The organism is Nitratireductor sp. ZSWI3 (assembly GCF_024655565.1).
Classification (GTDB): Bacteria; Pseudomonadota; Alphaproteobacteria; order Rhizobiales; family Rhizobiaceae; genus Nitratireductor.
Genome location: NZ_JANKOF010000009.1, coordinates 1 through 24,098, shown reverse-complemented (window position 1 = coordinate 24,098; position 24,098 = coordinate 1). Strand labels below are relative to the sequence as shown.

At 64.7% G+C, this 24,098-nt stretch carries 27 protein-coding genes and 1 tRNA gene; 18 read left to right on the top strand and 10 right to left on the bottom strand.

Features of this window, described 5'->3' with window-relative positions; genetic code table 11:
- Positions 1 to 39: 39 nt before the first annotated feature.
- The gene (locus NUU27_RS05185; RefSeq protein ID WP_257761011.1) at positions 40 to 1,020 is read right to left on the bottom strand and encodes a TRAP transporter substrate-binding protein; all 981 of its coding nucleotides are present in this window, start codon (positions 1,018 to 1,020) and stop codon (positions 40 to 42) included.
- 224 nt (positions 1,021 to 1,244) lie between these two features.
- On the opposite strand from NUU27_RS05185, the gene NUU27_RS05180 reads away from it, so the two are divergent.
- The gene (locus NUU27_RS05180) at positions 1,245 to 2,477 is read left to right on the top strand and encodes an amidohydrolase family protein (RefSeq protein WP_257761010.1); all 1,233 of its coding nucleotides are present in this window, start codon (positions 1,245 to 1,247) and stop codon (positions 2,475 to 2,477) included.
- 17 nt (positions 2,478 to 2,494) lie between these two features.
- The gene (locus NUU27_RS05175) at positions 2,495 to 3,724 is read left to right on the top strand and encodes an amidohydrolase family protein (RefSeq protein ID WP_257761009.1); all 1,230 of its coding nucleotides are present in this window, start codon (positions 2,495 to 2,497) and stop codon (positions 3,722 to 3,724) included.
- Between the two features lie 21 nt (positions 3,725 to 3,745).
- Here NUU27_RS05175 and NUU27_RS05170 read toward each other — a convergent pair whose 3' ends face one another.
- Positions 3,746 to 4,393 (bottom strand): TetR/AcrR family transcriptional regulator, encoded by a 648-nt coding sequence (locus NUU27_RS05170; RefSeq protein WP_257761008.1) that lies wholly within the window; start codon positions 4,391 to 4,393, stop codon positions 3,746 to 3,748.
- A gap of 230 nt (positions 4,394 to 4,623) precedes the next feature.
- Between NUU27_RS05170 and NUU27_RS05165 the strand changes: the two genes are divergently transcribed.
- From NUU27_RS05165 to NUU27_RS05150, 4 genes are all read left to right on the top strand, one after another.
- On the top strand, positions 4,624 to 5,754 hold the full coding sequence (locus tag NUU27_RS05165; RefSeq protein WP_257761007.1) for a C4-dicarboxylate TRAP transporter substrate-binding protein: 1,131 nt from the start codon (positions 4,624 to 4,626) through the stop codon (positions 5,752 to 5,754).
- A gap of 199 nt (positions 5,755 to 5,953) precedes the next feature.
- On the top strand, positions 5,954 to 6,442 hold the full coding sequence (locus tag NUU27_RS05160; protein WP_257761006.1) for a TRAP transporter small permease: 489 nt from the start codon (positions 5,954 to 5,956) through the stop codon (positions 6,440 to 6,442).
- Positions 6,443 to 6,488: 46 nt separating this feature from the next.
- On the top strand, positions 6,489 to 7,799 hold the full coding sequence (locus NUU27_RS05155; RefSeq protein ID WP_257761005.1) for a TRAP transporter large permease: 1,311 nt from the start codon (positions 6,489 to 6,491) through the stop codon (positions 7,797 to 7,799).
- 109 nt (positions 7,800 to 7,908) lie between these two features.
- Positions 7,909 to 8,949, top strand: a complete 1,041-nt coding sequence (locus NUU27_RS05150) for a proline racemase family protein (protein WP_257761004.1) — start codon at positions 7,909 to 7,911, stop codon at positions 8,947 to 8,949.
- Between the two features lie 2 nt (positions 8,950 to 8,951).
- Here the strand turns inward: NUU27_RS05150 and NUU27_RS05145 are convergent, their stop codons facing one another.
- On the bottom strand, positions 8,952 to 10,577 hold the full coding sequence (locus NUU27_RS05145; protein WP_257761003.1) for an MFS transporter: 1,626 nt from the start codon (positions 10,575 to 10,577) through the stop codon (positions 8,952 to 8,954).
- 195 nt (positions 10,578 to 10,772) lie between these two features.
- On the opposite strand from NUU27_RS05145, the gene NUU27_RS05140 reads away from it, so the two are divergent.
- Positions 10,773 to 11,180 (top strand): VOC family protein, encoded by a 408-nt coding sequence (locus NUU27_RS05140; RefSeq protein ID WP_257761002.1) that lies wholly within the window; start codon positions 10,773 to 10,775, stop codon positions 11,178 to 11,180.
- Positions 11,181 to 11,258: 78 nt separating this feature from the next.
- Here NUU27_RS05140 and NUU27_RS05135 read toward each other — a convergent pair whose 3' ends face one another.
- Genes NUU27_RS05135 through NUU27_RS05125 form a run of 3 tightly spaced genes read right to left on the bottom strand, consistent with a single transcriptional unit; the run spans position 11,259 to position 13,447 of the window.
- Positions 11,259 to 11,546 carry a PTS sugar transporter subunit IIB gene (locus NUU27_RS05135; protein WP_257761001.1) on the bottom strand — a complete coding sequence of 96 codons (288 nt, stop codon included), beginning with the start codon at positions 11,544 to 11,546 and terminating at the stop codon, positions 11,259 to 11,261.
- Positions 11,547 to 11,570: 24 nt separating this feature from the next.
- The gene (locus NUU27_RS05130; RefSeq protein WP_257761000.1) at positions 11,571 to 12,032 is read right to left on the bottom strand and encodes a PTS sugar transporter subunit IIA; all 462 of its coding nucleotides are present in this window, start codon (positions 12,030 to 12,032) and stop codon (positions 11,571 to 11,573) included.
- A gap of 11 nt (positions 12,033 to 12,043) precedes the next feature.
- Positions 12,044 to 13,447: a PTS galactitol transporter subunit IIC gene (locus tag NUU27_RS05125; RefSeq protein WP_257760999.1), complete on the bottom strand. Its 1,404-nt coding sequence runs from the start codon at positions 13,445 to 13,447 to the stop codon at positions 12,044 to 12,046.
- Between the two features lie 461 nt (positions 13,448 to 13,908).
- Between NUU27_RS05125 and NUU27_RS05120 the strand changes: the two genes are divergently transcribed.
- Entirely contained in the window at positions 13,909 to 14,082 is a 174-nt protein-coding gene (locus NUU27_RS05120) for a hypothetical protein (protein WP_257760998.1), read from the top strand.
- 133 nt (positions 14,083 to 14,215) lie between these two features.
- On the opposite strand, the gene NUU27_RS05115 is transcribed toward NUU27_RS05120, so the two are convergent.
- The 3 genes from NUU27_RS05115 to NUU27_RS05105 all read right to left on the bottom strand — a co-directional run bounded on the left by NUU27_RS05115 (position 14,216) and on the right by NUU27_RS05105 (position 15,921).
- Entirely contained in the window at positions 14,216 to 15,151 is a 936-nt protein-coding gene (locus tag NUU27_RS05115) for a hypothetical protein (protein WP_257760997.1), read from the bottom strand.
- Positions 15,152 to 15,380: 229 nt separating this feature from the next.
- Entirely contained in the window at positions 15,381 to 15,605 is a 225-nt protein-coding gene (locus NUU27_RS05110; RefSeq protein WP_257760996.1) for a hypothetical protein, read from the bottom strand.
- A 241-nt stretch (positions 15,606 to 15,846) separates the two neighbouring features.
- Positions 15,847 to 15,921 (bottom strand) — tRNA-Thr (locus NUU27_RS05105).
- A 257-nt stretch (positions 15,922 to 16,178) separates the two neighbouring features.
- On the opposite strand from NUU27_RS05105, the gene NUU27_RS05100 reads away from it, so the two are divergent.
- From NUU27_RS05100 to yacG, 8 genes are all read left to right on the top strand, one after another.
- Complete coding sequence (locus NUU27_RS05100; RefSeq protein ID WP_257760995.1) at positions 16,179 to 16,370, top strand: hypothetical protein; 192 nt, start codon at positions 16,179 to 16,181, stop codon at positions 16,368 to 16,370.
- A gap of 219 nt (positions 16,371 to 16,589) precedes the next feature.
- Positions 16,590 to 17,879 (top strand): UDP-N-acetylglucosamine 1-carboxyvinyltransferase, encoded by a 1,290-nt coding sequence (murA, locus tag NUU27_RS05095; protein WP_257760994.1) that lies wholly within the window; start codon positions 16,590 to 16,592, stop codon positions 17,877 to 17,879.
- Between the two features lie 21 nt (positions 17,880 to 17,900).
- The gene (locus NUU27_RS05090; protein ID WP_257760993.1) at positions 17,901 to 18,344 is read left to right on the top strand and encodes a DUF2948 family protein; all 444 of its coding nucleotides are present in this window, start codon (positions 17,901 to 17,903) and stop codon (positions 18,342 to 18,344) included.
- Position 18,345: 1 nt separating this feature from the next.
- Complete coding sequence (locus NUU27_RS05085) at positions 18,346 to 18,831, top strand: UPF0262 family protein (RefSeq protein ID WP_257760992.1); 486 nt, start codon at positions 18,346 to 18,348, stop codon at positions 18,829 to 18,831.
- Positions 18,832 to 19,127: 296 nt separating this feature from the next.
- Positions 19,128 to 19,607: a low molecular weight phosphatase family protein gene (locus tag NUU27_RS05080; RefSeq protein ID WP_257760990.1), complete on the top strand. Its 480-nt coding sequence runs from the start codon at positions 19,128 to 19,130 to the stop codon at positions 19,605 to 19,607.
- Between the two features lie 103 nt (positions 19,608 to 19,710).
- The gene (gene infA, locus NUU27_RS05075) at positions 19,711 to 19,929 is read left to right on the top strand and encodes a translation initiation factor IF-1 (protein WP_006200926.1); all 219 of its coding nucleotides are present in this window, start codon (positions 19,711 to 19,713) and stop codon (positions 19,927 to 19,929) included.
- A 28-nt stretch (positions 19,930 to 19,957) separates the two neighbouring features.
- On the top strand, positions 19,958 to 20,590 hold the full coding sequence (locus tag NUU27_RS05070; RefSeq protein WP_257760982.1) for a Maf-like protein: 633 nt from the start codon (positions 19,958 to 19,960) through the stop codon (positions 20,588 to 20,590).
- Between the two features lie 2 nt (positions 20,591 to 20,592).
- Entirely contained in the window at positions 20,593 to 20,790 is a 198-nt protein-coding gene (gene yacG / locus NUU27_RS05065; RefSeq protein ID WP_257760981.1) for a DNA gyrase inhibitor YacG, read from the top strand.
- Positions 20,791 to 21,035: 245 nt separating this feature from the next.
- Here yacG and NUU27_RS05060 read toward each other — a convergent pair whose 3' ends face one another.
- Entirely contained in the window at positions 21,036 to 21,329 is a 294-nt protein-coding gene (locus NUU27_RS05060) for a DUF1127 domain-containing protein (protein WP_257760980.1), read from the bottom strand.
- A gap of 162 nt (positions 21,330 to 21,491) precedes the next feature.
- On the opposite strand from NUU27_RS05060, the gene NUU27_RS05055 reads away from it, so the two are divergent.
- Both NUU27_RS05055 and xseA read left to right on the top strand, forming a co-directional pair.
- Positions 21,492 to 22,454 carry a LysR substrate-binding domain-containing protein gene (locus NUU27_RS05055; protein ID WP_257760979.1) on the top strand — a complete coding sequence of 321 codons (963 nt, stop codon included), beginning with the start codon at positions 21,492 to 21,494 and terminating at the stop codon, positions 22,452 to 22,454.
- Positions 22,455 to 22,519: 65 nt separating this feature from the next.
- A complete protein-coding gene (gene xseA, locus NUU27_RS05050; protein WP_257760978.1) occupies positions 22,520 to 24,079 on the top strand; it encodes an exodeoxyribonuclease VII large subunit in 1,560 nt (519 codons plus the stop codon).
- The last annotated feature ends 19 nt before the right edge of the window (positions 24,080 to 24,098 follow it).

Sequence of the window (24,098 nt, the reverse complement as noted above, 5' to 3'; positions counted from 1 at the left end):
GCGTCACGGAGCACGCAGATCCGGCTCCGTGACTTGGGGTCAACGCTGGGCCTTGTAGGCGTCGAGGAGTTTCCTCGCCTCCGGGCCGGCCTTCTCGACCCAGGCATCGATGAAAGGCTGCGCCGAGGCGCCCAGGAAATCGGCGAACGCGCCGTCGATGGCTTCCGTCACGGTCATGCCGTGCTCGCGCATCTTGGCGTAGTTTTCCTCGGTGCGCGTGGCGAGCAGGTTCCAGCCGAAGGCCTCCGCATCGGCCGCGGCCTTGCGGATCTCCTCGCGCTGCGCGTCGTCGAGAGCGTTCCAGGCGTCCTTGTTCAGATGCACCGCCTGCAATGGCATGGCGTAGTTCACCTGGGTGAAGTTCGACTGCATCTCCCAAAACTGTGCGCCGACGCCGCCATCGGCCGATGTCAGGACGGAATCGATCGCGTTGGTCGAAAGCTGCGCGGGCACGTCGGCCCAGGCGATCTGCACGGGAAAGGCGCCGGCATTGCGCATCGTGTCGGTCGAGGCGGTGTCATAGGTGCGCACCTTGATGCCCTTCATGTCGTCCGCGCTTTCGAACGGCTTGTTGCCCCACAGGCCCGAGGATGGCCAGGGCGTGGCAAACAGCAGCACCTGGTTCGCCTCGTCGAGTGCCTGCGCATATTCCGGCTTCGCCAGATCGTAGAGCTTCCGGGTGTCCTCGACCGTGGGCGCGAGGAAGGGCAGCGACGGAAGCTGGAAGATCGGATCGATACCGGTCCAGAACACGAAGGAGGACGAGGCGAGCTGAAGAGCGCCGTCGCCCACCGCATCGAAATGGTCGATGCTCTTGTAGCCCAGCGAGGCGCCATGGTGGTTGACGATCTCGATCTCGCCCTTGGTGCCCTCCTTTACCGCCTTGGCGAAGAAATCCGCGATCTCCGCGTGAATCGAGGTGGCCGGATATTCGTTGGCCAGATCCCAGTTCTCGGCCTGCGCCGCAAGCGGCATGGCGACGACAGCGCCAATCAAGGCAGCTTTGAAACGAAACGACATTCCCCTGTTCTCCTTGTTTCGACTGCGACCGGTAAGGCCCGCCTGTTCCCGTCGAGGCGCTGAGCCGCGCTCTGTGAAGCAGAGCCGTAAAATCACCGCTGCGGGCGAATTCGCTTTACGAAACTTTCCGACTGTGCTGTTTTTAAGTTACGCACAATGTTGTTCGTAAATCAAGTGCCGCATAACGCCGCGATCGCCCCCCGCAAGAGATAAGCCCGAGGCCCATGACATACATCTTCAGGAACGCACGGATCTTCGACGGCAAGACGGAGAGCTACCTGCAGGGGCTGAGCGTCGTCGTGGAGGAAAACCGGATAAGCGACATGGGCGAGGCGCCCGTGGCGCCCGCCGAAGCCGTGGTGATCGATTGCGGCGGGCGGGTGCTGATGCCCGGCCTGATCGACGCTCACGTGCACATCGTCGCCAACAGCGTGGACCTGTCCTACGGCAAGGATCACGCCAGCTATGTCAGCGTGCATGCATACCGCATCGCCAAGGGCTGGCTGGATCGCGGGTTCACCACGGTGCGCGATGCCGGCGGCGCCGATCGCGGCCATGTGCGGGCCATCGAGGAAGGCGTGGTGCCGGGGCCGCGAATGGTCATTTCGGGAATGGCGCTCAGCCAGACGGGCGGGCATGGCGACATGCGGCCGCGCACCCTGGCGCCGGGCGAGACCGCCGGCCTGATCGGCTCCCAGATCGGGCGCATCGCCGACGGGGTGGCGCAGGTGCGCGAGGCGGCCCGCGACGAATTGCGCAAGGGTGCCCATCTCATCAAGGTCATGGCATCGGGCGGGGCTGCTTCCGTCAGCGATCCGATCGAGGTCACACAGTATTCGATCGCGGAACTGCGCGCCATCGTCGAGGAAGCCGAAGCCTTCAACACCTATGTGATGGCGCATGCCTACAACCCGCGCTCCATCAAGGCCGCGGTCGCAGCCGGGGTGCGCACCATCGAGCACGGCAACCTGATCGACCGCGAGACGGCGGAGCTCATGCGCGACAAGGGGGCATGGCTCGTGCCGACCCTCGTCGCCTCGAGCATCCTCACGCAATTCGCCGACCGCTACGGCTTTACGGCCGAATCGATGCGCAAGATCTCGCAGGTCTGCGAACTCGGGCTGCAAAGCGTGCGCATCGCGCGCCAGGCCGGCACACCGATCGGCTTCGGGACCGATCTGCTCGGCAGCGAACTGCACGACCACCAATGCGACGAGTTCACCCTGCGTGCCCAGGTCGAGCGGCCGGTGGACACGTTGATCTCGGCCACCTCGGCCAATGCCGAGATGATGATGATGGGCGGCCGGATCGGGGTCATCGCTCCCGGTGCGCTGGCCGACATACTGGTCGTCGACGGCGACCCGCTCGCCGACCCGGCAACGTTCACCCAGCAAGGGCGGAACATCCCGCTCATCATGAAGGACGGCAAGCTCTATCGCGACCGCCTGACCCAGTGAAACGGAAAGAAGCAGCCATGAAGACCTGTCTGATCAAGAATGCCCGCATCGTCGACGGCACACGACCCGAGCCGACCGATCCGGTCGACATCGCCATCGAGAACGGGCGTTTTGCCGAAGTGGGCACGGGCGTGCGTTTCGAGGCCGAGGAGGTGATCGACCTCGGTGGCGCGATCGTCATGCCGGGCCTGATCGACTGCCATGTCCATGTGATCGCGACCACCGCCGATCTGGCGGCGAATGCCCTGTTGCCCAACGCCCTGGTGGCGCTGCGCGCGCGACAGTTGATGGCCGACATGCTGATGCGCGGCTTCACCACCGTCCGCGATCTCGGCGGGGCCGATATCGGCCTCAAGAAGGCGGTCGAGGAGGGATTGATCGAGGGCCCGCGCCTGGTCATCTGCGGCAAGGCCCTTTCCCAGACCGGCGGCCACACCGACTACCGGGGCCCCTACTCCAACGCCGATGTCAGCTTCTATGCCGACAAGCTCGGCTCGCTCGGACGGGTGGTCGACGGCGTGGCCGAGGTTCAGCGCGCAACGCGCGAAGAGCTCAAGAACGGCGCGCAATTCGTCAAGGTGATGGCGGATGGTGGCGTCTCCTCACCTTCGGATCCGATCGGCTATCTGGTCTTCTCGGTCGACGAGCTGAAGGCGATGGTCGAGATCGCCAAGGGGTTCGGAACCTATGTATCCGGCCATCTTTATGCCGACGAGGCGATCGTCCGGGCACTGGATTGCGGCATCGAATGCATCGAGCATGGCAACCTGATGAGCGACGCGACCATCGCGCGCGTCGCCCGCGAAGGGATCGCGGTGGTGCCGACCAACATCACCTACGACTATCTCGCCCGAGAAGGCGCAAAATTCGGGCTTCCGCCCGCTTCGGTGGCCAAGATCGAGGATGTGCGCGAGGCCGGGCTGGAAAAGCTGGCGAAGATGCACGAAGCCGGCGTTCTGATGGGCTATGGAACCGATCTTCTGGGCGGCATGCAGACGCAGCAGAGCGGCGAGTTCACCCTGCGCGGACGCTATATCCCCGCCGATGCGGTGATCCGCTCCGCCACGGTGGACGCGGCCCGCGTGCTGCGAATGGAGGGGGAGATCGGCACGGTCGCACCCGGCGCGCATGCCGATCTGATCGTGGTCGACGGCAACCCGCTCGAAGACCTTGCCCTGCTGACCGGCCAGGGTGCCCATCTTCCGCTCATCATGCGCGGCGGTCAGGTCTTCAAGAACGCGCTGTGATCGCCGCGCGGTTCTCCAACGTCACGAATCCGTGCCCAACGGAGAATGGGCACGGGCTATCGTCTTCCACTGCGCGATGATCCGTTCGGCGAAATAGGGATCGCTGTCGAAGCTGCGATGCACCGCAACCCCGCGCAGCACACACAGATTGAGCTGTACGAAGAGCTCGGCATCCTTGTCGCCCGGGCTGGCACCGAGAATCTCGATGACGCGCTCGTCGCGCTCGAGGATCCAGTCGCTGAGCACCTTGCGCAGGCGCTGCCCCAACTCGTCGTCGAGCCGCGCGGCCAGCATCAGCTCGAGCGAGGCGACGTAGCGCCGGGTGGAGAACATCACCGTCCAGGCGGTGTCGATGAACTCGTCGATGGTCAGGCGCAGCGGGGCGTCCGTCTTGAAGGGATAGCCCTCCCTCCACTGGCCGACAAGGAACTCGAACGCCGCAACCAGAAGGTCGTTTCGCGTCGGGAACTGATGCGTCAGCGCGCCACGCGACACCTTCGCGAGTGCGGCGATCTGCGAGGTCGATATCTGCTGGTAGCCGACATCGGCCAGAGCATCGAGCGTGGCGGCGCAGACCCGGCGCCGCGTGTCCTGCGATCGCTCGGCTTGCGTTCGGCGCGGCCGTTTCCTGACTACCGTGGGCTCGTCACCCGTCCTGATTTCGTCCATCGGTCTCTTCTCTCGCGTTGCGTTCATGCTCGGGTCTTCGTCCGCCTCAATCATATCAATTTACCAACAGTCCATCCTGTTTTTTATTGCGATCTCTTAAAAACACGATAGTCTGTATGTTAAAGATAGCGGCGAGAGCATGTCGTTGCCAGTCCCGGGCCAGTCCCGGGCCATCCCAGGCCCCTCTCAAGCCCCTCGGCGCTGTCGATAACCAACGAACGGGGAACTTCATGAACACGACGCGCAGATCCATCGCCCTTTCCTTCGCCGCTTTCCTTGCCGCCACCTCCGCCGGCGCGGAGACGAGCTTCATCGCGAATTCCTTCTACGACACCGCCGTGCCGATGACGAAATACGGCTATATCGAATGGGGCAAGCTCGTCGAGGAGCTTTCCGGCGGGGACCTGAAACCGGAGGTCTACACCGGCACGGTTCTGCTTGCGGCGCGGGCGAACCTCCAGGGCACGCAGGACAACGTCGTTCAGGTGGCGCATCAGACCGCCGTCTACACGCCGTCCGAAATGCCCGTCGCCAATGCCGTCCAGGAACTGGGCTTCAATTACTCCGACCCGACGGTGGCGATCTTCGCCGTTGCCGACTTTTCGATGCACAATCCGGTGCAGCTTGCCGAATGGGAAAAGCTGGGTCTCGTCTATCTCGGCGCCTATTCCACGCTCCCCTATGTGCTGATGTGCTCGAGCCCCGTGCGCAGCCTCGAGGAGATCAAGGGCAAGCGCATCCGCACGGCCGGATCGACCGTCTCCGTGTGGGTGGAGAAAGCCGGTGGGATTCCCGTCAACGTGCCATCGGGCGAGATGTATACGGGCCTGGAACGCGGCACTCTGGATTGCGCCAGCAACACCGCGGCGGACCTGATCGACCGGTCGCTGTGGGAGGTCGCCAAGCACACGACGCTTGTTCCCACCGGCATGTACTGGTCGGGACCCGAATGGGGTTACAATGCCGGCTTCTGGTCGACGCTGACGCCGGACCAGCGATCCGTGCTGATGGAGGCATCGGCGCGTTCGATGGCGCGCATCATCATCAACTTCCGCCAGAACGTCGACAACGGGATCGCCGAGGCCAAGTCCCGCGGCGTCAACGTCTACGAGCCGGAAGGCGATCTCATGCAGTCCGTCGAAGCGTTTCGTGAAGAGACGCTCTCCTCGATCTACGAGACGGCCGAGACCAAATATGGTGTGGCCGACGCGAAGGCCGTCATCGACGACTTCACGGACACGATGGCAAAATGGGAAGCCCTCCTGGCCAATGTGGACATCGATGACGAGGACGCGCTGACCGCGTTGGCCCTCAAGGAGATCTATGCCGACATCGATCCGGCGTCCTACGGCGTGAAATAAGCCGCGCGCCTTAGATCGCGATGATTTTGGATTGAATCAATCCAAAATCATAAACGCGATCGCTTTCAAAAAGTTAGAGCGGGATGCGGGCGGAAAACCGCTTCACACTTTTCCTCATCCCGCTCTAGCCGAGAGAAACCCGCGCCCGGCCTGCGGCGGGCGCGGCGATGTTTGCGACATCGCGATTGGAGCTTGCCCGATGATCGATCGCATGACCTCCTTCGTCAGCAAGGCGTTGCTTGGCCTCGCCGCCGTCTGCCTTTTGCTGATGCTGTTTCAGGTGACGCTGGACGTGGTGCTGCGCTTCTTCTTCAAGTGGACGGTGATCGGCACGCTCGAGACCGTCTCGTTCTATTACATGGTCGGGCTGGTTTTTCTCTCCTTCGCCTTTGTCGAGTTGCGGCACCAGAATGTGCGCGTCGACCTCTTCGTGCAGCTCATGCCGCCGACGCTCCAGCTTTGGCTCTACGTTGCCTCCTGCCTGTTCGGCCTCGCCTTCTTCGGAATGCTCGGCTGGCAGACGTTTCAGGACGCGATGAGGGCGACGGCTCGCGGCGAGACGGCGATGGCCAACTTCGTCTTTCCCATCTGGCCGGCCCGGTGGGCACTGCCGTTCGGTTTCCTCGGACTGTGCCTCGCGCTGCTGTCCAACATGATCAAGGCGTTGCGGGAGGCCCGGCCGCTGTAACCGCGGAGCCAGCGGCCAGTCCGCCATCTCGACCCATCGGAGCCCCATGACCAATCTCGACATCGGCATCTTCGGCACCCTCGCCGCGCTGGCCCTGATAGCGCTGCGTGTTCCAATCGGCCTCGCCCTGGGGGCGGTCTCGGTGCTCGGTATCGCGGCCATGTTCAGCATGAAGGTGGCCTGGGGGATGATCTCCGCGACACCGTTCGACTATGTCGGCCAGTGGGAGCTTTCGGCGGCGCCGATGTTCCTGCTCATGGGCTTCATCTGCTCCGAGACCCAGATGACACGCGGCCTGTTCGCGGCGCTCCGGGTCGTGCTGTCGCGGTTGCCTGGCGGCCTGGCGATCGCCTCGGTGGCGGCATGCGCCTTCTTCGCGGCGGCGGCCGGATCCTCCACCGCCACCGCATCGGCCATGTCGCGCATCGCGGTGCCGGAAATGCTGCGGTCGGGCTACGAGAAAGGACTGGCCACCGGCACCATCGCCGCCTCGGGCACGCTCGGCTCGCTCATCCCGCCCTCCGTCCTGATGATCCTCTACGGCGTCTACGCTCAGGTTTCGGTCGGTCAGCTCTTCATGGCCGGATTCCTGCCCGGCATCCTTTCGGCCCTCATCTACATGGCGATGATTTCGGTTCGCGTGAAGATCAAGCCGGAGCTTGCGGGTGCGGCCGTCCTCGACATCACGCCGGAAGAGCGCCGCATGGCCCGGCGCGAGATCTGGCCGCTGCCGCTTCTGATCCTCAGCGTGCTGGGCGGAATCTTCACCGGCATCTTCTCGCCGACCGAGGCCGGAGCACTCGGCGCCTTCCTCGCCGCGATCATTGCGGCCGTTCTTGGCCGATTGACGTTCGAGCGGGCTTCGGCGGCCATCGTCCAGACGCTGATCGCCACCGGCTCCATATTCGTCATCCTGATCGGCTCGCTTTTCTTCACGCGCTTCCTGGCGCTGTCCGGATTGCCTGCGGCCTTCTCCGAGTTCATCCTGTCGATCAGCGATCAGTCCTGGTGGATCCTGTTGTCGGTCACGGTGATCTATCTGGTTCTGGGCATGCTGATCGACAGCATCGGCCTCTTGCTGCTGACGCTGCCCATCATCCTGCCGCTGGTCGACAGCGCCGGCATGGAGCCGGTCTGGTTCGGGATCATCGTCATTAAGCTGCTGGAAATCGGCCTGGTGACGCCACCGGTGGGGCTCAACGTCTACATGATCAAGGGAGCGCTGGGCGACATCGTCACGCTGCCGCAGGTGTTCCGTGGGGTGAGCTGGTTCATCCTGATGGACGCGCTGACGCTGCTGCTGCTGATGCTCTTCCCGATGATCAGCCTGTGGCTGCCCTCGCTCATCTACCGCTGACGACGCATGGGAGACCGGATGCTGCCGCAGAGGATCCAGCCGCGCTGGCTACAATCGTGATATTCACAAAAACCGGACGGCTCTCGTCAGCGCAAAGCGAGGACATTCAATGCGCAGCAGCAAGGTCATTCACGTCATTTCCTGCCATGCCGAGGGCGAGGTTGGCGATGTCATCGTCGGCGGCGTTGCGCCGCCGCCGGGCGACACGGTCTGGGAGCAGCGCAAATGGATCGCCGAGGACCAGACGCTGCGCAATTTCGTGCTCAACGAGCCGCGCGGCGGGGTCTTTCGCCATGTGAACCTTCTGGTGCCGCCCAGGCATCCCGAGGCGCAGGCAGCCTGGATCATCATGGAACCCGAGGACACACCCCCCATGTCGGGGTCGAACTCGATCTGCGTCTCGACGGTCCTGCTCGACAGCGGCATCGTTCCGATGCAGGAGCCGGTGACCGAGATGGTGCTGGAAGCGCCGGGCGGGCTGGTGCGTGTGAAGGCGGATTGCCGCGACGGAAAGGCCGAGCGCATCACGGTTGAAAACGTGCCGGCTTTCGCCGGCGAGATCGGCGCCACCATCGAGGTCGAGGGGCTCGGCAGCATCACCGTCGACACCGCCTATGGCGGCGACAGCTTCGTCGTCGTCGATGCCGAGAAGCTGGGCCTTGCACTCGAGCCCGGCGAGGCACGGCAACTGGCCGAACTCGGCGTGCGGATCACCAACGCAGCCAACGCACAACTCGCCTTTCATCACCCCGAACGGCTGGACTGGAGGCACCATTCATTCTGCCTGTTCGCGGGCAGGCTGGAGCGGTCGGACGCCGGCTTGCGCGCCAGGTCGGTGGTTTCGATCCAGCCCGGCAAGCTCGATCGCTCACCGACGGGCACGGCCGTCTCAGCGCGCATGGCCCTTTTGCATGCCAGGGGCGAGATGGCCGTCGGCGACCGCCTTACCGGTGTTTCGATCATCGGGTCGGAGTTTCACGGACAGATCCTCGGCGAAACGACGGTCGGCGGCCTGCCGGCTATCCGCCCGCAGATCAGCGGCCGGGCCTGGATCACGGGCGTTCATCAGCACATGCTGGATCCTGACGATCCCTGGCCGGGCGGATATCGCCTGTCGGACACCTGGCCGAAGGCGTCAAAGGCCGGCTAGGGTCAGGGCACTTCCGGGTTCTGCTTGATCGGCATGTCGTCGCGCACCGGCACGGTCTGGCGCTCGACCATGCGGTGGACGCGCGGCGGGTCATCGCCGCGATGCAGCGCCAGAAGCCTTTCCGAGATCTGCGCGTCGGACTGGGTCCGCCGCTGGTTGTGGCGGATGTATTCGACCCAGGTCGGCACGTGATAGGCCTCGGTCCAGGTGCCGGGGTTTTCCAGATCGCGCAGGAGCGTCCACTGGCGGGCGCCGTCACGGATGCGGATGCGTCTGCGCTCGGTCATCGCCTCCAGGAAGGCCGGCACGTCCTCCTGCGCGATGTCGTAATCGACCATAACCATGATGGGGCCGCTGCGCGATCTGAGGTCAAGCCGCAGGGCCGGTTCCTTGAAGCGGTTCAGCGGATCGAGATTGAGGGCCAGAAACCCCGGCAGGGGAAAGCGCAGCCCGATCAGAGCGCCCGCCAGAAGCACAGCCGCGGAGACCAGAAGCGCGTTGGTCGCATCATGCGCGTCGGCCACCACGCCCCACAGCCAGCCGCCGGCCGCCATGCCGCCGAAGGTCGCGGTCTGATAGATCGACAGCGACCGCCCCACCACCCAGCGCGGTGTCGAAAGCTGGATCATGACGTTGAACAGCGACAGGGCGAGCACCCAGCAGGCGCCGGCCGGAAGCAGGCACAGGCAGGTGAGCCAGAGGTCGCGGCTCATCGCCACCAGGGCGGCGCTGACGGCGAAGCCGAGGAAGGCAAAGCGGGCGATCACCTCGTTGCTGAAGGCCTCACGCACGCGGGTGTTCATCAAGGCGCCGCCGATGGCGCCGATGCCGAAGCTGCCGAGCAGCAGTCCGTAGGTGACGGCACCGCCGCGAATGATGTCGCGTGCCACGAGCGGCAGCAGCGCCAGGATGGCGACGGCGCTGAGGCCGAAGAGGAAGCTGCGCGAGATCACCGTGATGAGGTTCGGTGACATGGCCACGTAGCGCAGCCCTGCCGAGACGGCGTGGCCGAAGGCCTCGCGGGGCAGCTTCGACGGCTCGCGCTGATGCTTCCAACGCAGCAGCGCGACGATCAACGGGATATAGCTCACCGCATTGAAAGCGAAGGCCGTCGCGGCTCCCGCCGCGGCCACCACAAGCCCGCCGATCGCCGGCCCGATGCTGCGCATCAGGTTGAATCCCATGCTGTTCAGCGTCACCGCCGAGGGTATGTCCTCCCGCGGGACGATGTCACCCATCGATGCCTGCCAGGAGGGATTGTGAAGCGCCGTGCCGCACCCGATCAGAAAGGTGAAGGTCAGCAGCAGCCAGGGCGTCATCTGACCGGTCACGGCAAAGATCGCCAGCGCCGCCGAAATCACCAGCATCAGGGCCTGCGCGGCAAGCATCACGCGCCGCCGGTCGAAACTGTCGGCAAAAGCGCCGGAGGCAAGCGAGAAAAGCATGATCGGCAGGGTGGTGGCCGACTGGACCAGGGCCACCATGTCGTCCGATTTCGAAATCGTCGCCATCATCCAGCCGGCACCGACCGCCTGGATCAGGCCGCCGAGGTTGGAGACCAGGACGGCGGACCATAACAGGCGGAAATCGAAACTCTTGAACGGAGCTGTAAGCGAAGACCTGGGCACCTGTTCTCGACCCTGCCGAACCTGATGATGCGGGATCGTAGTTCGCTGGCCCCGGCCTGTACACCGATTGGCACAACTGGACCAGTAACTCCCCGGATCAGCGCCCAGCGCCCGCGTGACAATCGCGAGAATCCTTGATCAAATGATGGGCATGCCGGCCGGGGCTTCGGCGGCATGAGGATGCGGGAGGAAGATTTGGGCAGCGAGCAAGCGACCGGACGGCCACCGATCGAGGGGCAGATCACCTTCTTCTACTACGCCGACATCGGGCAAGCCGAAGCTTTCTACGGCGCCACGCTCGGGCTCGAGAAGATCTTCGACCGGGGCTGGGTGAAATTCTTCCGCATCACCGGGACGGCTCGCGTGGGCCTCGTCGACGAGGCCCATGGCCACCACCCGGCCGCCGGACCGAAGAGCGTCATGCTCAGCATCGAGACGCCCGACCTCGAAGGCTGGTATGCGCGCGCCCGGGCGGGCGGGGCCGAGTTTCAGAAGCATCTGGATCTCGAGAACCCGACCAACAGCCTGGTCAACGGCTTCCTGCTGCGCGATCCCGGCGGCTACTCGGTGGAGTTCTTCCGCTTCAACGCCCCTCTTTCATGAATGCGGGAACGGGCTGAAGCCGCTTGCGGCTCCAGCCCGCTCGAAGGTTTGCCCCTGCCGGGAATTTCATGCAACGCCTCAGGCGCGGAGCGCCGCCTCGATCTTGTCGAGCACGTCCGCCTTGCCCATGCCGGTCAGGAACGCCAGCGTGACGATGGACGGCACCGGCAGGTCGGAGGGCAGTTGCGTGGTCGATACGATCAGATCCATGCCGCCCATTTCGGAACGGACCTCGGTCGCCTTGCACTGGCGCGCGTCGATGCTGATGCCGCGCTCCTTCATCGCCTCGACCACCGCATTGGATACCACAGTCGAGGTGGCGATGCCCGTGCCGCAGGCGAACAGAACGCGTTTCTTGATGCTCATTGGCTCCTCCTGATCAGCACGCGATTATCTCAGAACCGAGACGACATCTTCAACCGTTTCGGCGCGCATGAGGCCGTCAATGGCCGCCTCGCTCTGGATGGTCTCCATGATCTGCTGCAGCATCTCGATCTGCCTGTCCTTGTCGTTCAGCGCCATCAGGAAGATGAGGCCGACATCGACCGCTTCATCCGGGTCCTCCATATTGGCGAAGGCCACCGGCCTTGCAAGCGTCGCCAGCGCGATGCCCGGCTTCAGAACATGCTCCGGATCGGTGTGCGGGACGGCAACATTCACCGCGCGTCCGAGCGGCAGGCCCGTCGGCATTGAGGCCTCACGCGCCACCACGGCATCGGCGAAGCTGTCCTTCACGTAGCCGTCGCGGCGGAGCTTTTCCGCCAGGAGCCTGATGACCGCTTCCCGGTCGCTCGCTTCGACCCCGAGGGCGATCGCCCCGGGATCGATGTGGTTGATGAGGGCTTCAGCCATTGCGTGATCCGCTAACCCTTCTGTTCCGCATCGTCCTCGGCGCCGGCGGCGCGTTCCCAGGCGAGCGTGTTGCGGCGGTAGAGCCAGAAGCTCGCGGCGACGAGCGCCGCCAGCAGCGCCAGACCGGCCGCGCCGAGGCCGCGGATCGCCGCGATGACCGCATAGGAGATCCACAGGAAGCCGTCGACGACCGATGTGATCTGCACCGCGTTCTCCGGCACCTTGAAGCCTGAATCGACCGCCGCCGCGGTGAACAGCGGAGCGAGCGCGTTGGCGACGTAGAAGCCGACGGCCAGCGTCACCGTGCCGACGATCACCATGCGGAAGACGTTGCCACGCATCAGCGGCGCGGTCATGGCGACGATGAAGGGGATGACGGCAAGGTCGGCGAACAGGATGACCCGGTTGCCGGGCAGGATCACCGACAGGATGATGGCGATCGGCACCAGGATCAGCGACGAGGAGATCGCCGCCGGGTGGCCGATCAGGATCGCCGAATCAAGCCCCACCAGCAGTTCCCGTTCGCCGGTGCGCTTGCGCACGAAATCCTGGGCGGCCTCGGAGACCGGCAGAAGCCCCTCCATCAGGATCTTCACCATGCGCGGCAGGAGCAGCATGACGGCGGCGAGCGTCATGCCCGTCTGCAGCACCTTCGACAGCACGGTGCCGAAATCGCCGGCGTTGTAATAGGCGACCACGCCGAGGACGAGGCCGATGATAAGACCGAGCACCACCGGCTCGCCGAACACGCCGAAGCGCTTCTCGATCGTCTCGGTGGAGATGTTGACCTTGTTTATTCCCGGAATCCGCTCGATCAGCCAGTTGACGACGATGGCGATGGGCAGAATCTGCGCGGAAGCCAGATGCGGCACGGAGACGCCGGGGATGCCATAGAATTTCTGGACGGCGCGGGCCGACCAGTCGGCAAAGAGCAGCGACAGCGCGGCCATCAGCGCAGCGACGACCAGGCCGTAGGCGAGGCTGCCGGTGGCGGCCACGGCGAGCGAGCCGATGAAGGCGAAGTGCCAGAAGTTCCAGACATCGACGTTCAGGGTGCGCGTCATGCGCGTCAGAAGCAGCGCGATGTTGACGGCGATGCCGATCGGAATGACCCACAGACCGACGGACGAGCCGAAGGCGATGGCCGCCGCCGAAGGCCAGCCCACGTCGACGATGTCGCGCTGGATGCCGGTGTTGGTGACGATGGCCTGCGCCACATCCCCGATGGAGCCGAGCATCAGCCCGAGGACCAGGTTGATGCCGATGAAGGCGACGCCGATGGTCACGGCGGCGCGGAACGCCTTGCCCACCCTCGCCCCGAGCACGACTGCGATGATGAAGATGACGATGGGCAACAGAACCGTTGCGCCAAGCGTGTCGACGGCCGTCTTGAGGCCGCTCAGAAATACGTCCATTTTCTCCCCCTCAGAGCGGCGCGAAACCGCCCCACACATCGAACATTTGTATTGCTCAATGGACGCAAGTTTATGACCTGCCGTCCGGGGGTGTCAATCGGCTATTCGCGCCGGCGCAGCAGCGGCGCTCGTCAAAAAACCAGAAAAAACAACGCGCCTATTTGCTCATAATTCCCATCCGGCGGCACTGTCCCTCACACAAGCTGAATGAGGATGACGACAGGGCAGTGAAGCAGAACGACCTTCATCGGACAGCGTTGCCCGGCGCAACCTCTGAAAACCTGTTTTGAACAAGCCGGCCCTCCCGCCCCCCGGGCCGGCTTCTCCCAAAGCCTTGTCTGCCTCCCCGGAGCGCAGGCGAGGCTTTGGGACCCAATTCAATCGACCCGGCCGTAGAGCCGGATCGCCCGCAATGGATTCCAGCAGTGCCCGCCCAACCTCTCACCAATCAATCTGCCATCATGATGCTGCTGGACGAACTGGCAGAGCGCGGCTTGTCCGGTGCGGAGGTGGACCTCGTCATCGTCCGGCAAGGCCCGGTGGACCTCGACATGCTGCAGCACTGCAAACGTATGCATCCGGCCTTTCGCCAAACGAAGCCGCGCGCGCGCTTCCTCCCCAACCGTCGCGGATAGCTCCAATGGCCTGATCCAGACGGACGGCACCCATCCGTTTGAAAAAATCAGGCCACCAGCTCGTGATCTGTGCCGCCTTTCGGACGCGCGGCGGGGAGAGCGGTGCTCTCCCCGTCCCGGCCGTCACCGCCGTTCAGTTGGTGAGATCGTTGGCCAGCAGCTCCGTTCCGTCGACATAGCGGGATATCACGCCGCCATGGCCTAGCAGCAGGCCCGCCATATTGGCGGCGACCGCCTCGGCAACGTCGTTCTGCGACTTGGCCACCACGGTCTCGTCGATGCGGGACGAATAATATGTCTCGCGGGAATTCGCATCGATGAGATGCCAGTAGACGCTCACCGCACTGCCGTCGACCTGCACCGTCGTGACCAGCTCATAGAGGCCGGCGCTGGTTCCGAAGGCGTTCCTGGCCTCGGCAACGACCCCGTTGAACTGCTCCTCGTTCCGCACCCCGACGAACCGGGCGGTGGTGTGTTTGGCCAGTTGGATCCACAGGGCATCGGTGAGCGCCTGGGCGAAGACGTCGGCAGCCGGATCGGCGGAATAGCTGCGCGCATTGTCGACCACCACGACGGGACGCGCCGGCCCTTGCGCGGGCTCGAACAGGTGAAGGGACCAGACCAACGCTCCGGCGAGCACCGCACCGAACATGGCAGAAAGCAGCGGTTTCGGCAGGCGTCCCGTGGCCAATCCGATCCTGTCGGAGAGCCCTCTCCACGACCGCCAGGCGCGCGACTGCATCTCGAAGGACGGAACATACGCCCCGAGCGGCAAGCTGATCCGCATGCCGTCTCCATGGCCATGTTTCTCGTAATAATCGTGCAGGGACTTGCGCAACTGCCCTGCGGCGATCCTGACGATCGGATCGACGGTCGCATCGAAATCGGCATCGCGGCCGAACACGTCGACGGCGATGGTGAAGGCCTTTATGCGCCCGGCGCGGCCGGCAACGGTTTCCTCGACGACGAATTTGAGGAACCGCCTGTTGCGGTCCGACGCCTTGAAATGAGGGCTGGCGAGCAGGTCCCGGAGCGCGATCAACCGCTCGTCCACCGCAGTGTCAGCCACCTTCGCAGCGGAGGTTCCGCCCGCCCCCGCTAGCGCGACCTGGCCGCCAACGCCCGTTTTGTAGGTCAATTTTTGTTGCAGCATCATTCTTTCGCTTTGTGAGAATGGATTGAAAGCCCGCTCCAACGAGCGTGGCATCACGCGAAAAACGCTACTTCGCAAGCACTGCCCGCCGCGGAGGCCGTCACAGAGGCGCTTCGATCCCTGGCCGCTCACAGCCGGCGGCCGGTCAAAGCTCCAATCGCCGCTTCAGGGCGAGCTTCACCACCCGCCGCGCGTAGAGCAGGCGGATCGGAATCTGTGCCCGGCCTTCCTCCAGAAGCTTGCACGACCGTTCGATCTGGGCGAGCAGACAGCACAATTCGAACGTGCCGATCGACTCCTCCTCTGCCAGCCATGCCGAAAGCCTCTCAACATCTCCCAGCCGTGAGACCCCCGGAAACGGATCGAGCAACGACGACCTTCCAGTTTGTCCTTTGGTCCGAAAGAGTCTCTGAACGGCATCCCTCCGGCCCGCTTCACCTCAGCAAACAGCGCAATTTACGGATTCAGATACGCTTTGGCAGCACGCAGAGAACGCGCGAGAATCTGTAACTCTACGAATCATAAACTGATTTTGGCGCGCCTTATGGGCAAGTAAGGATGCTGCATACAGTGGCCAACGACTGCCCGTCGGAACGCTGGAAGAGAGAGAATGGTGCTGCGAGAGAGGATTGAACTCTCGACCTCTCCCTTACCAAGGGAGTGCTCTACCACTGAGCTACCGCAGCATCCACGGGGCAGGTAGCTTTGCGCCTCCATCGGGAGGAGGACGGCCTGCCCTTCAAATTGCCACACAGCCCCTCCACAAGAGCAAGCCGTGACGCGGCGGTCTTCTGCCACAATGCTATGCGCAGCGCAAGCGCATCGTGATGATTTTCGGCGGTCCGCGCAACGCTGTGCAGATTGGGGTCGGTGTGGCCCCGGTGAGGTTGCAGTCGCGCCGGCACGCACTACGATGCGTCCGGCAACATGCAGGGGTGATCACGTGAAGGAACCAGCTGACAAAAAGGGCAGCCAGGGCTCCGGGAAGGGCGACGGCGACCGCAGCAGCCGGCTGGCGGCCGAACTGCGCGCCAATCTCGCCCGCCGCAAGGCCCAGGCCCGTTCGCGCCGGCAGGGCAGCGCCGACGACCGTCCCGAAGGGCTGGGGCGCGACATCCGGCGCGACGAGGAATGAACCCTTGGCACGCAAGCATTCCTTGCACCCGAAGCAACCATGTTCTAGGACCGTTTCAAAGAGACATGCCTTGTTCGGCAGGAGAGGGTTCCGACGGCGCTGTGCCATGCTCTCGCCGCGATCGGTTTACGATCCCGCAAGGCGATCGGTGCATTCTGGCCGGCAGGGGCGCTTCGCGAACGCGGCCAGGGCCGGAACCCGCCCGGAAAGTGAGAACAGATGGATCGCATCCGCATAACCGGCGGTAACACGCTGAACGGTACCCTGCCGATTTCCGGCGCCAAGAACGCCGCGCTGCCGCTGATGATCGCGTCGCTGATGACCGACGACACGCTGACGCTCGACAACGTCCCGCATCTGGCCGATGTGGAGAGCCTCATCCGCATCCTCGGCAACCACGGCGTCGACTATTCCGTCAACGGCCGTCGCGAAAGCCAGGAAAAGGGATACTCCCGCACCATCCACTTCACGGCGCGCAGCATCGTCGACACGACGGCGCCCTATGAACTGGTGTCGAAGATGCGCGCCAGCTTCTGGGTCATCGGGCCGCTGCTCGCCCGCATGGGCCGGGCCCGCGTCTCGCTGCCCGGCGGCTGCGCCATCGGCACGCGGCCGGTGGACCTCTTCATCGACGGTCTGCGGGCGCTCGGCGCCGAGATCGACATCGAGCAGGGCTATGTGATCGCCGAGGCGAAGAAAGGCCTGATCGGCAACCGCTACACCTTCCCGAAGGTCTCCGTCGGTGCGACGCATGTCCTGATGATGGCCGCCGCGCTCGCCAAGGGGCAGACCGTCTTGGAGAATGCCGCCCGCGAACCGGAGATCGTCAACCTCGCCGACTGCCTCAACGCCATGGGCGCGAAGATTTCCGGTGCCGGCACCGCGACCATCACCATCGACGGCGTCACCAGCCTTTCGGGCGCGCGCCACCGCGTCATTCCCGACCGCATCGAGACCGGCACCTATGCGATGGCCGTTGCGATGACCGGCGGCGACGTGATGCTGGAGGGGGCGCAGGCCGACCTTCTGGACTCCGCCCTCGACATCCTCGAGCGGACCGGCGCGGAGATCACCCGCGCCAACACCGGCATCCGCGTGCGCCGCAACGGCAGCGGAATCGAGCCGGTGGACGTGACCACGGAGCCCTTCCCCGGTTTCCCGACGGATCTGCAGGCCCAGTTCATGGGGCTGATGACCATGGCCAAGGGGCGCTCCCACATCACCGAGACGATTTTCGAGAACCGCTTCATGCATGTGCAGGAGCTGGCGCGGCTGGGCGCCAGGATCTCGCTCTCGGGCCAGACCGCCGTCGTCGACGGCGTCTCGGTGCTGCGCGGCGCTCCGGTGATGGCGACAGACCTGCGCGCATCCGTCTCGCTGGTCATCGCCGGGCTTGCCGCGGAAGGTTCGACCGAAGTCAACCGCGTCTACCATCTCGACCGCGGCTTCGAGCGGCTGGAGGAAAAACTCTCCGGCTGCGGCGCGAACATCGAGCGTATCTCAGGCTGAACCGGAACGGCGCGACTGGCGATGGATTTTCTGAAACTCGTGGCACTCGATGAGGTGGATCTCGGCATCATCTCCGCACATGTGCAGGACGCGGTCGTCAAGGTCGGCGACCTGGCGTTCGAGCGCCCGGAGAAGCGTTTCGCCGCAGCCATGAACCGCTTCGTTTGGGAGAAGGAGACCAGGCGCCGCTTCCTGCGTCCACTGCCCCACGAGCGCCGACGCAGCATCGTGCACTTCGATCGCGTCCTGTCGACCAAGGCCAGCGGCATCGATCGGTCGCGGCCCGGCGACGTGCTGTCGCTGCTGGCGATCCATTTCGTCCCCGGCGAAGCACCGTCGGGCACCATCGAGCTGATCTTCTCCGGCGATGCAGCCATTCGTCTCGAGGTCGAATGCATCGAAGCCAGGCTGACCGATCTCGGTGCGGCGTGGGAAACGCCGGCCCGGCCAAGTCACGATATCTGACATGGTCGGCACGGGCGCGGATACGTCACGCTTGACCGACGTCGAGCTCGACGAATCGGTCGGCCGTGCGACGCCCGACATCGAGCATGAGCGCGCGGTGGCGATCTTCGATCTCGTCGAGGAAAACCGCTTCCATCCGGTCGGCGACGATCAGGGCGGGCCGTACAAGCTGAAGCTGTCGCTGGTCGATTCGCGGCTCGTCTTCGCCATCGCGCGGGAAAGCGGCGAAGCGGTCGTTACCCACATCCTGTCGCTGACGCCGTTCCGGCGCATCGTGAAGGACTATTTCCTGATCTGCGAAAGCTATTACGATGCGATCCGCAGCGCCACGCCGAGCCAGATCGAGGCGATCGACATGGGGCGGCGTGGACTGCACAACGAAGGCTCGCAGACCCTGATGGACCGGCTGGAGGGCAAGATCGAGGTCGATTTCGACACGGCACGCAGGCTGTTCACGCTGGTCTGCGTTCTGCATTGGCGGGGCTAGGGTCAGGACCTATGAATATGACCACAATGGCGTTCGATAGACCAAGAGATGCAAGGAAAAGCCCGCGGAGCGGGGTCTTTCCCTCGGTCAAGGGCTTTGACGCGGCAGATCGCCGGTCTATCGAGCGTCCTTCGGATCGGCCTGATTTGCACGGGCTGCTTTGTCGCAAGACCTTGAAAGACGTGAAGTCTTCCTGCGGTCCTGCTCCGCGTATCCGCACAAATCAGGCCGACCATTGTGGCCATATTCATAGGTCCTGGCCCTAGCATGAGCTTCCGCCGCCGTGGAACACGGTCATGAACGCCGCAGCTCCCCTCTCCAAACGCGACGAACGGCGCCTGCCGCGATCGATCCTGTTCCTCTGCGGCATGAACTCCATCCGCTCGCCGATGGCCGAAGCGCTGGCGCGCCGCGCTCTGCCGCGCGGCGTGTTCCTCGCCTCGGCGGGCGTGCGGGCCGGCGAGCGCGATCCCTTCGTCGACGCGATCCTCGGCGAGGCGGGGCTTTCCCTCGGCGACCGGCAGCCGCAAACCATAGAGGAACTCGCCGATACGAGTTTTGATCTCATCATCACCCTGTCTCCTGAGGCCCATCACCGCGCCCTCGAGATGACGCGGACATTGGCCGCCGACGTCGAATATTGGCCGATGCTCGACCCGACCATCGTCACCGGCACGCGCGAGCAGATTCTGGCCGCCTATCGCGACGTGCGCGAGCGGCTCGACGCCACGATCCAGGCGCGCTTCGGCGCCGGCAACGCAGGCGAAACAAAATAACGCGAGCCGTCCCCAAACTTGTTCACAAAACGGTATGAATGGGATAGGTTCCGCGCCAATTCCGGCCGTCGGTCGGGAATATTATCAAGACCAAAGGTAACGGATGCCCAAGGAAGAAGTCCTGGAATTTCCAGGCGTGGTTACGGAACTGCTGCCGAACGCGATGTTTCGCGTCAAACTGGAAAACGAGCACGAGATCATCGCGCACACGGCCGGCCGCATGCGTAAAAACCGCATTCGCGTCCTGACCGGCGACAAGGTTCTCGTGGAAATGACGCCCTATGATCTGACCAAGGGCCGCATCACCTACCGCTTCAAATAGAGCGACCGCAGCGGCCATTGGGAACGTCATGAGCGCATTGCAGAAACTTGTGCTTGCTTCCGGATCGCCGCGCCGCGTCGAACTCCTGCAGCAGGCCGGCCTCGAACCGGACCGTCTCGTTCCCGCAAACATCGACGAAACGCCGATCAAAGGCGAGCATCCGCGCTCGCTGGCCAAGCGCCTGTCGCGCGGCAAGGCGGAAAAAGCGCTCGACCGCCTGAAGAGCGACGGCGGCACCGAGGGTGGCTTCATCCTCGCCGCCGATACCGTCGTGGCGGTCGGCCGGCGCATCCTGCCCAAGGCCGAGATGGTCGACGAAGCCTCCAACTGCCTGCAGTTGCTGTCGGGCCGCTCCCACCGTGTCTATACGGGCCTGTGCCTCGTCACGCCGTCGGGCAAGGTGCGCCAGCGGCTGGTCGAGACGCGCGTGCGCTTCAAGCGCCTGTCGCGCGAGGAGCTGGAGAGCTATCTGGCGTCCGGCGAATGGCGCGACAAGGCCGGCGGCTATGCCATCCAGGGCCTTGCCGGCACCTTTGTCGTCAAGCTCGTCGGCTCCTACACCAATGTCGTCGGCCTGCCCCTGTTCGAGACCGTCAACCTGCTCGTGGCAGAGGGCTACAAGGTCCACTTCAACTGGCTGTCCGGAGTCGGAGCGCGTTAGCCATGCCCGATCAGCAGACGGAAAAGGTCACGCCGCTGCGGCCGAAGCGTCCCTGTCCGGAATGCGGCAAGCCCTCGCAGCGCGCCCACTATCCCTTTTGCTCGGCCCGCTGCAAGGATGTCGATCTCAATCGGTGGCTGTCCGGCGCCTATGCGATACCGGGCCGCTCGATCGATGAAGAGGACGGTGATCCGTCCTGACAGCACAGCGATCTGCAGCCTCAAAAAAAAGCCCGGTCCGTTGACGGGACCGGGCAATGTGCAGGCAGGCCGGGGGGAAACCGGCGGTGCGGGAGTCAAGCCTGCATGGGATATGAAAGGGGCTGCGTGAAACTCCTGGCTTCGGTTGGCGCCGTGCGTCCATTTGGACTCACAAAGGACGCTGCAAGTCATTGATCCACGCATCGTGCTTTCCGAAAATCGATGCCGATTTTCGGGCCGATGCGCTAGAAACTGCGGCGGTCGGGAACCATGGCACGCACCCGCTCGCTGGCGATCACCTGCAGCCGCCGCGTAGCCTCGTTGCGCGGCGCTCTCAGCGCCACCATGTCGACGTCGCAGCGCGTCAAGCCGATGTCGGCTAACTGCCAGTCGCTCATCTCCGAGAGCTGGCGCATCGCCTGCCGCGTTTTCCACAGATGCATCAGCCCGGACAGGACGGCCACCGCGGCACGGCGCACGTTGCCGGCCGGCTGAACAACAGCGGTCGCAGCAAGGGCATCCGAATGGGCGGGGGTCATCGTCTCTCTCCTTCTTGGCTGTGATGAAAACGGGACCGGGATGCCATCCGATGGACCGGAAGCACCCCGAAAACTTTTGTACCGAAACAGTATGCGCGCCTTATTGATTAGTCGAACGAATGTTTCTAATCTTTGGCATCAATCCCGATGATGGATACCGCCATGGCCGCTCCGCTCGACCTCGATCAGCTTTCGACATTCATCGCCATCGCCGACACGGGCAGCTTCACCCGCGCGGCCGAGGAGGTGCACCGCACCCAGTCGGCGGTGTCGATGCAGATGCGTCGCCTGGAGGAACGCATCGGCAAGCCGCTGTTCCAGAAGGATGGCCGCAGCAACCGCCTGACGGAGGACGGCGAGCGCCTGCTCGCCTATGCGCGCCGCCTCTTGCGCCTCAACCGCGAAACGCTGGCCGCGTTCGACGATGCGAGCCTGGAGGGGCACATCCGCATCGGCACGCCGGACGACTATGCCGACCGTTTCCTGCCGGAGATCATGGCGCGTTTCTCGCGCTCCAATCCGCGCGTCGAGCTTTCCGTGCTCTGCGAGCCTACCCCCAACCTGGTCGAGCATATCCGGCGCGGCAATCTCGATCTGGCGCTCGTCACCCATGACGATTCGAAAGGCGGCTCCGAGGCGGTGCGGCGCGAGCCCGTGCTGTGGGTGAGTTCGGCCAACCATTCCGTACACGAGCGCGACGTCCTGCCGATGGCTTTCGGCCGGCCGAGTTGCCTCTGGCGGCGGGCCGCCTGTGCCGCCCTCGACGAAGTGAACCGCGAATACCGGGTCCTTTTCACCAGCTTCTCGGCCACCGTCATCACCACCACGGTGCTGTCGGGCCTTGCCGTCTCCGTGCTGCCGGAATGCGCGCTCAGGCCCGGAATGCGGGTGCTGGGCGAGGCCGACGGCTTCAGCGCCCTGCCAGACTGCCACATCGGCCTGATGCGTGGGCATACCGGACAGCTCGAGATCATCGACGCGCTTGCCCGGCACATCAGCGAAAGCCTCGACAATTTGTCGGTGCCGGCGTTCATCGAGGAGACGGGCAGCTTCGACTTCACCGCCGGGTTCCACACGCCGAAAGGCAAGCGGCTCAGGCCCGGCCACATCATGGCCGGCTGGTAGCCCGACAAAGCCGGGAACGCCCGCGCGGACTTGACCCGCGGCGTGCGTCCCGTCTCAATCCCACCATGACTGACCTGCCGCAAACCGATTCGCCCAGCAACGTGGCCGAATTCTCCGTCAGCGAGATTTCCGGCGCCCTCAAGCGCATGGTGGAGGATGCGTTCGGCCATGTGCGCGTGCGGGGCGAGGTGTCCGGCTATCGCGGCCCCCATTCCTCCGGCCATGCCTATTTCTCCCTCAAGGATGACCGGGCGCGCATCGAGGCGGTGATCTGGCGCGGCGTCTTCTCCAAGCTCAAGTTCCTGCCGCAGGAAGGGCTGGAGATCATCGCCACCGGCAAGCTCACCACCTATCCGGGCTCGTCGAAATACCAGATCGTCATCGACAGCATCGAGCCGGCCGGCGCCGGCGCGCTGATGGCCCTGCTCGAGGAAAGGCGGAGGAAGCTCGCCGCCGAGGGCCTGTTCGACGACGCGCGCAAGCGGCCCCTGCCCTTCATGCCGCGCGTCATCGGCGTCGTCACCTCGCCGACCGGCGCCGTCATCCGCGACATCATCCACCGCATCTCCGACCGCTTCCCCGTCCATGTCCTCGTCTGGCCGGTACGCGTCCAGGGCGAGACGACGGGCGAAGAGGTGTCGGCCGCCATTCGCGGCTTCAACGCATTGCCGGTGGACGGGCCGCTGCCCCGGCCGGACGTGCTGATCGTCGCGCGCGGCGGCGGCAGCCTGGAAGACCTGTGGGGCTTCAACGACGAAGCGGTGGTGCGGGCCGTCGCCGCCTCGCAGCTTCCCGTCATCTCGGCGGTCGGCCACGAGACCGACTGGACGCTGATCGATTTCGCCGCCGACCGGCGCGCCCCGACGCCGACCGGCGCCGCCGAGATGGCCGTGCCCGTGAAGGCCGATCTGGAAGCCTCGCTCGCCCGCCTTTCGGCCCGTCTGAAGGGCGCCATCTCACGCGAGGGCGAACGCAAGCGGCAGACGCTCAGGGCGCTTTCCCGCGCCCTGCCCTCGCCGGACCAGCTTCTCGCTCTGCCGCGCCGGCGCTTCGACGAAGCTGCGAGCCGTCTCGGGCGGGCCCTGTCGGCGACCACCGAGCGCAAGCGCCTGACCTTCGGCAGCCTGCGGCTGTCACCGGCGATGCTCGAGCGGCGGCTGAAGGAAGCGCGCCGGCACAGCGAAACCTGCGGCGAGCGCCTGCCGGCGGTGTTCCTGGCCATGGTGCGCGGGCAGCGCAACCGGTTCGATCGCGACGCAGCGCGCATCACGCCGGCAGCGCTGAACCAGCGCATCGTCCACGGGCGCGAGCGGCTGCGGCTGATGGAGCGGCGCTCCGACACGCTCATTGCGGGCCGGCTCGAACGAGCCATGCAAAAGCGCACCCAGGCCGAGCGACTGCTTGAGACCCTGTCCTATCGCGCCGTTCTCGAGCGCGGCTTTGCACTGGTGCGTGGGCCCGACAACGAGCCCTTGAAGCGGGCGCAGGACATCCAGCCCGGGCTCGAACTGCAGATCGAGTTCGCCGACGGCACGACGCGCGCCGTCGCTGCGGGAGACGGCCGCAAGAGCGGCGACCCGCGCAAGCCGCACGGCGCCCCCGGCGGCCAGGGCTCACTGTTCTGAGTGGAGCCGCCCAAAAAGA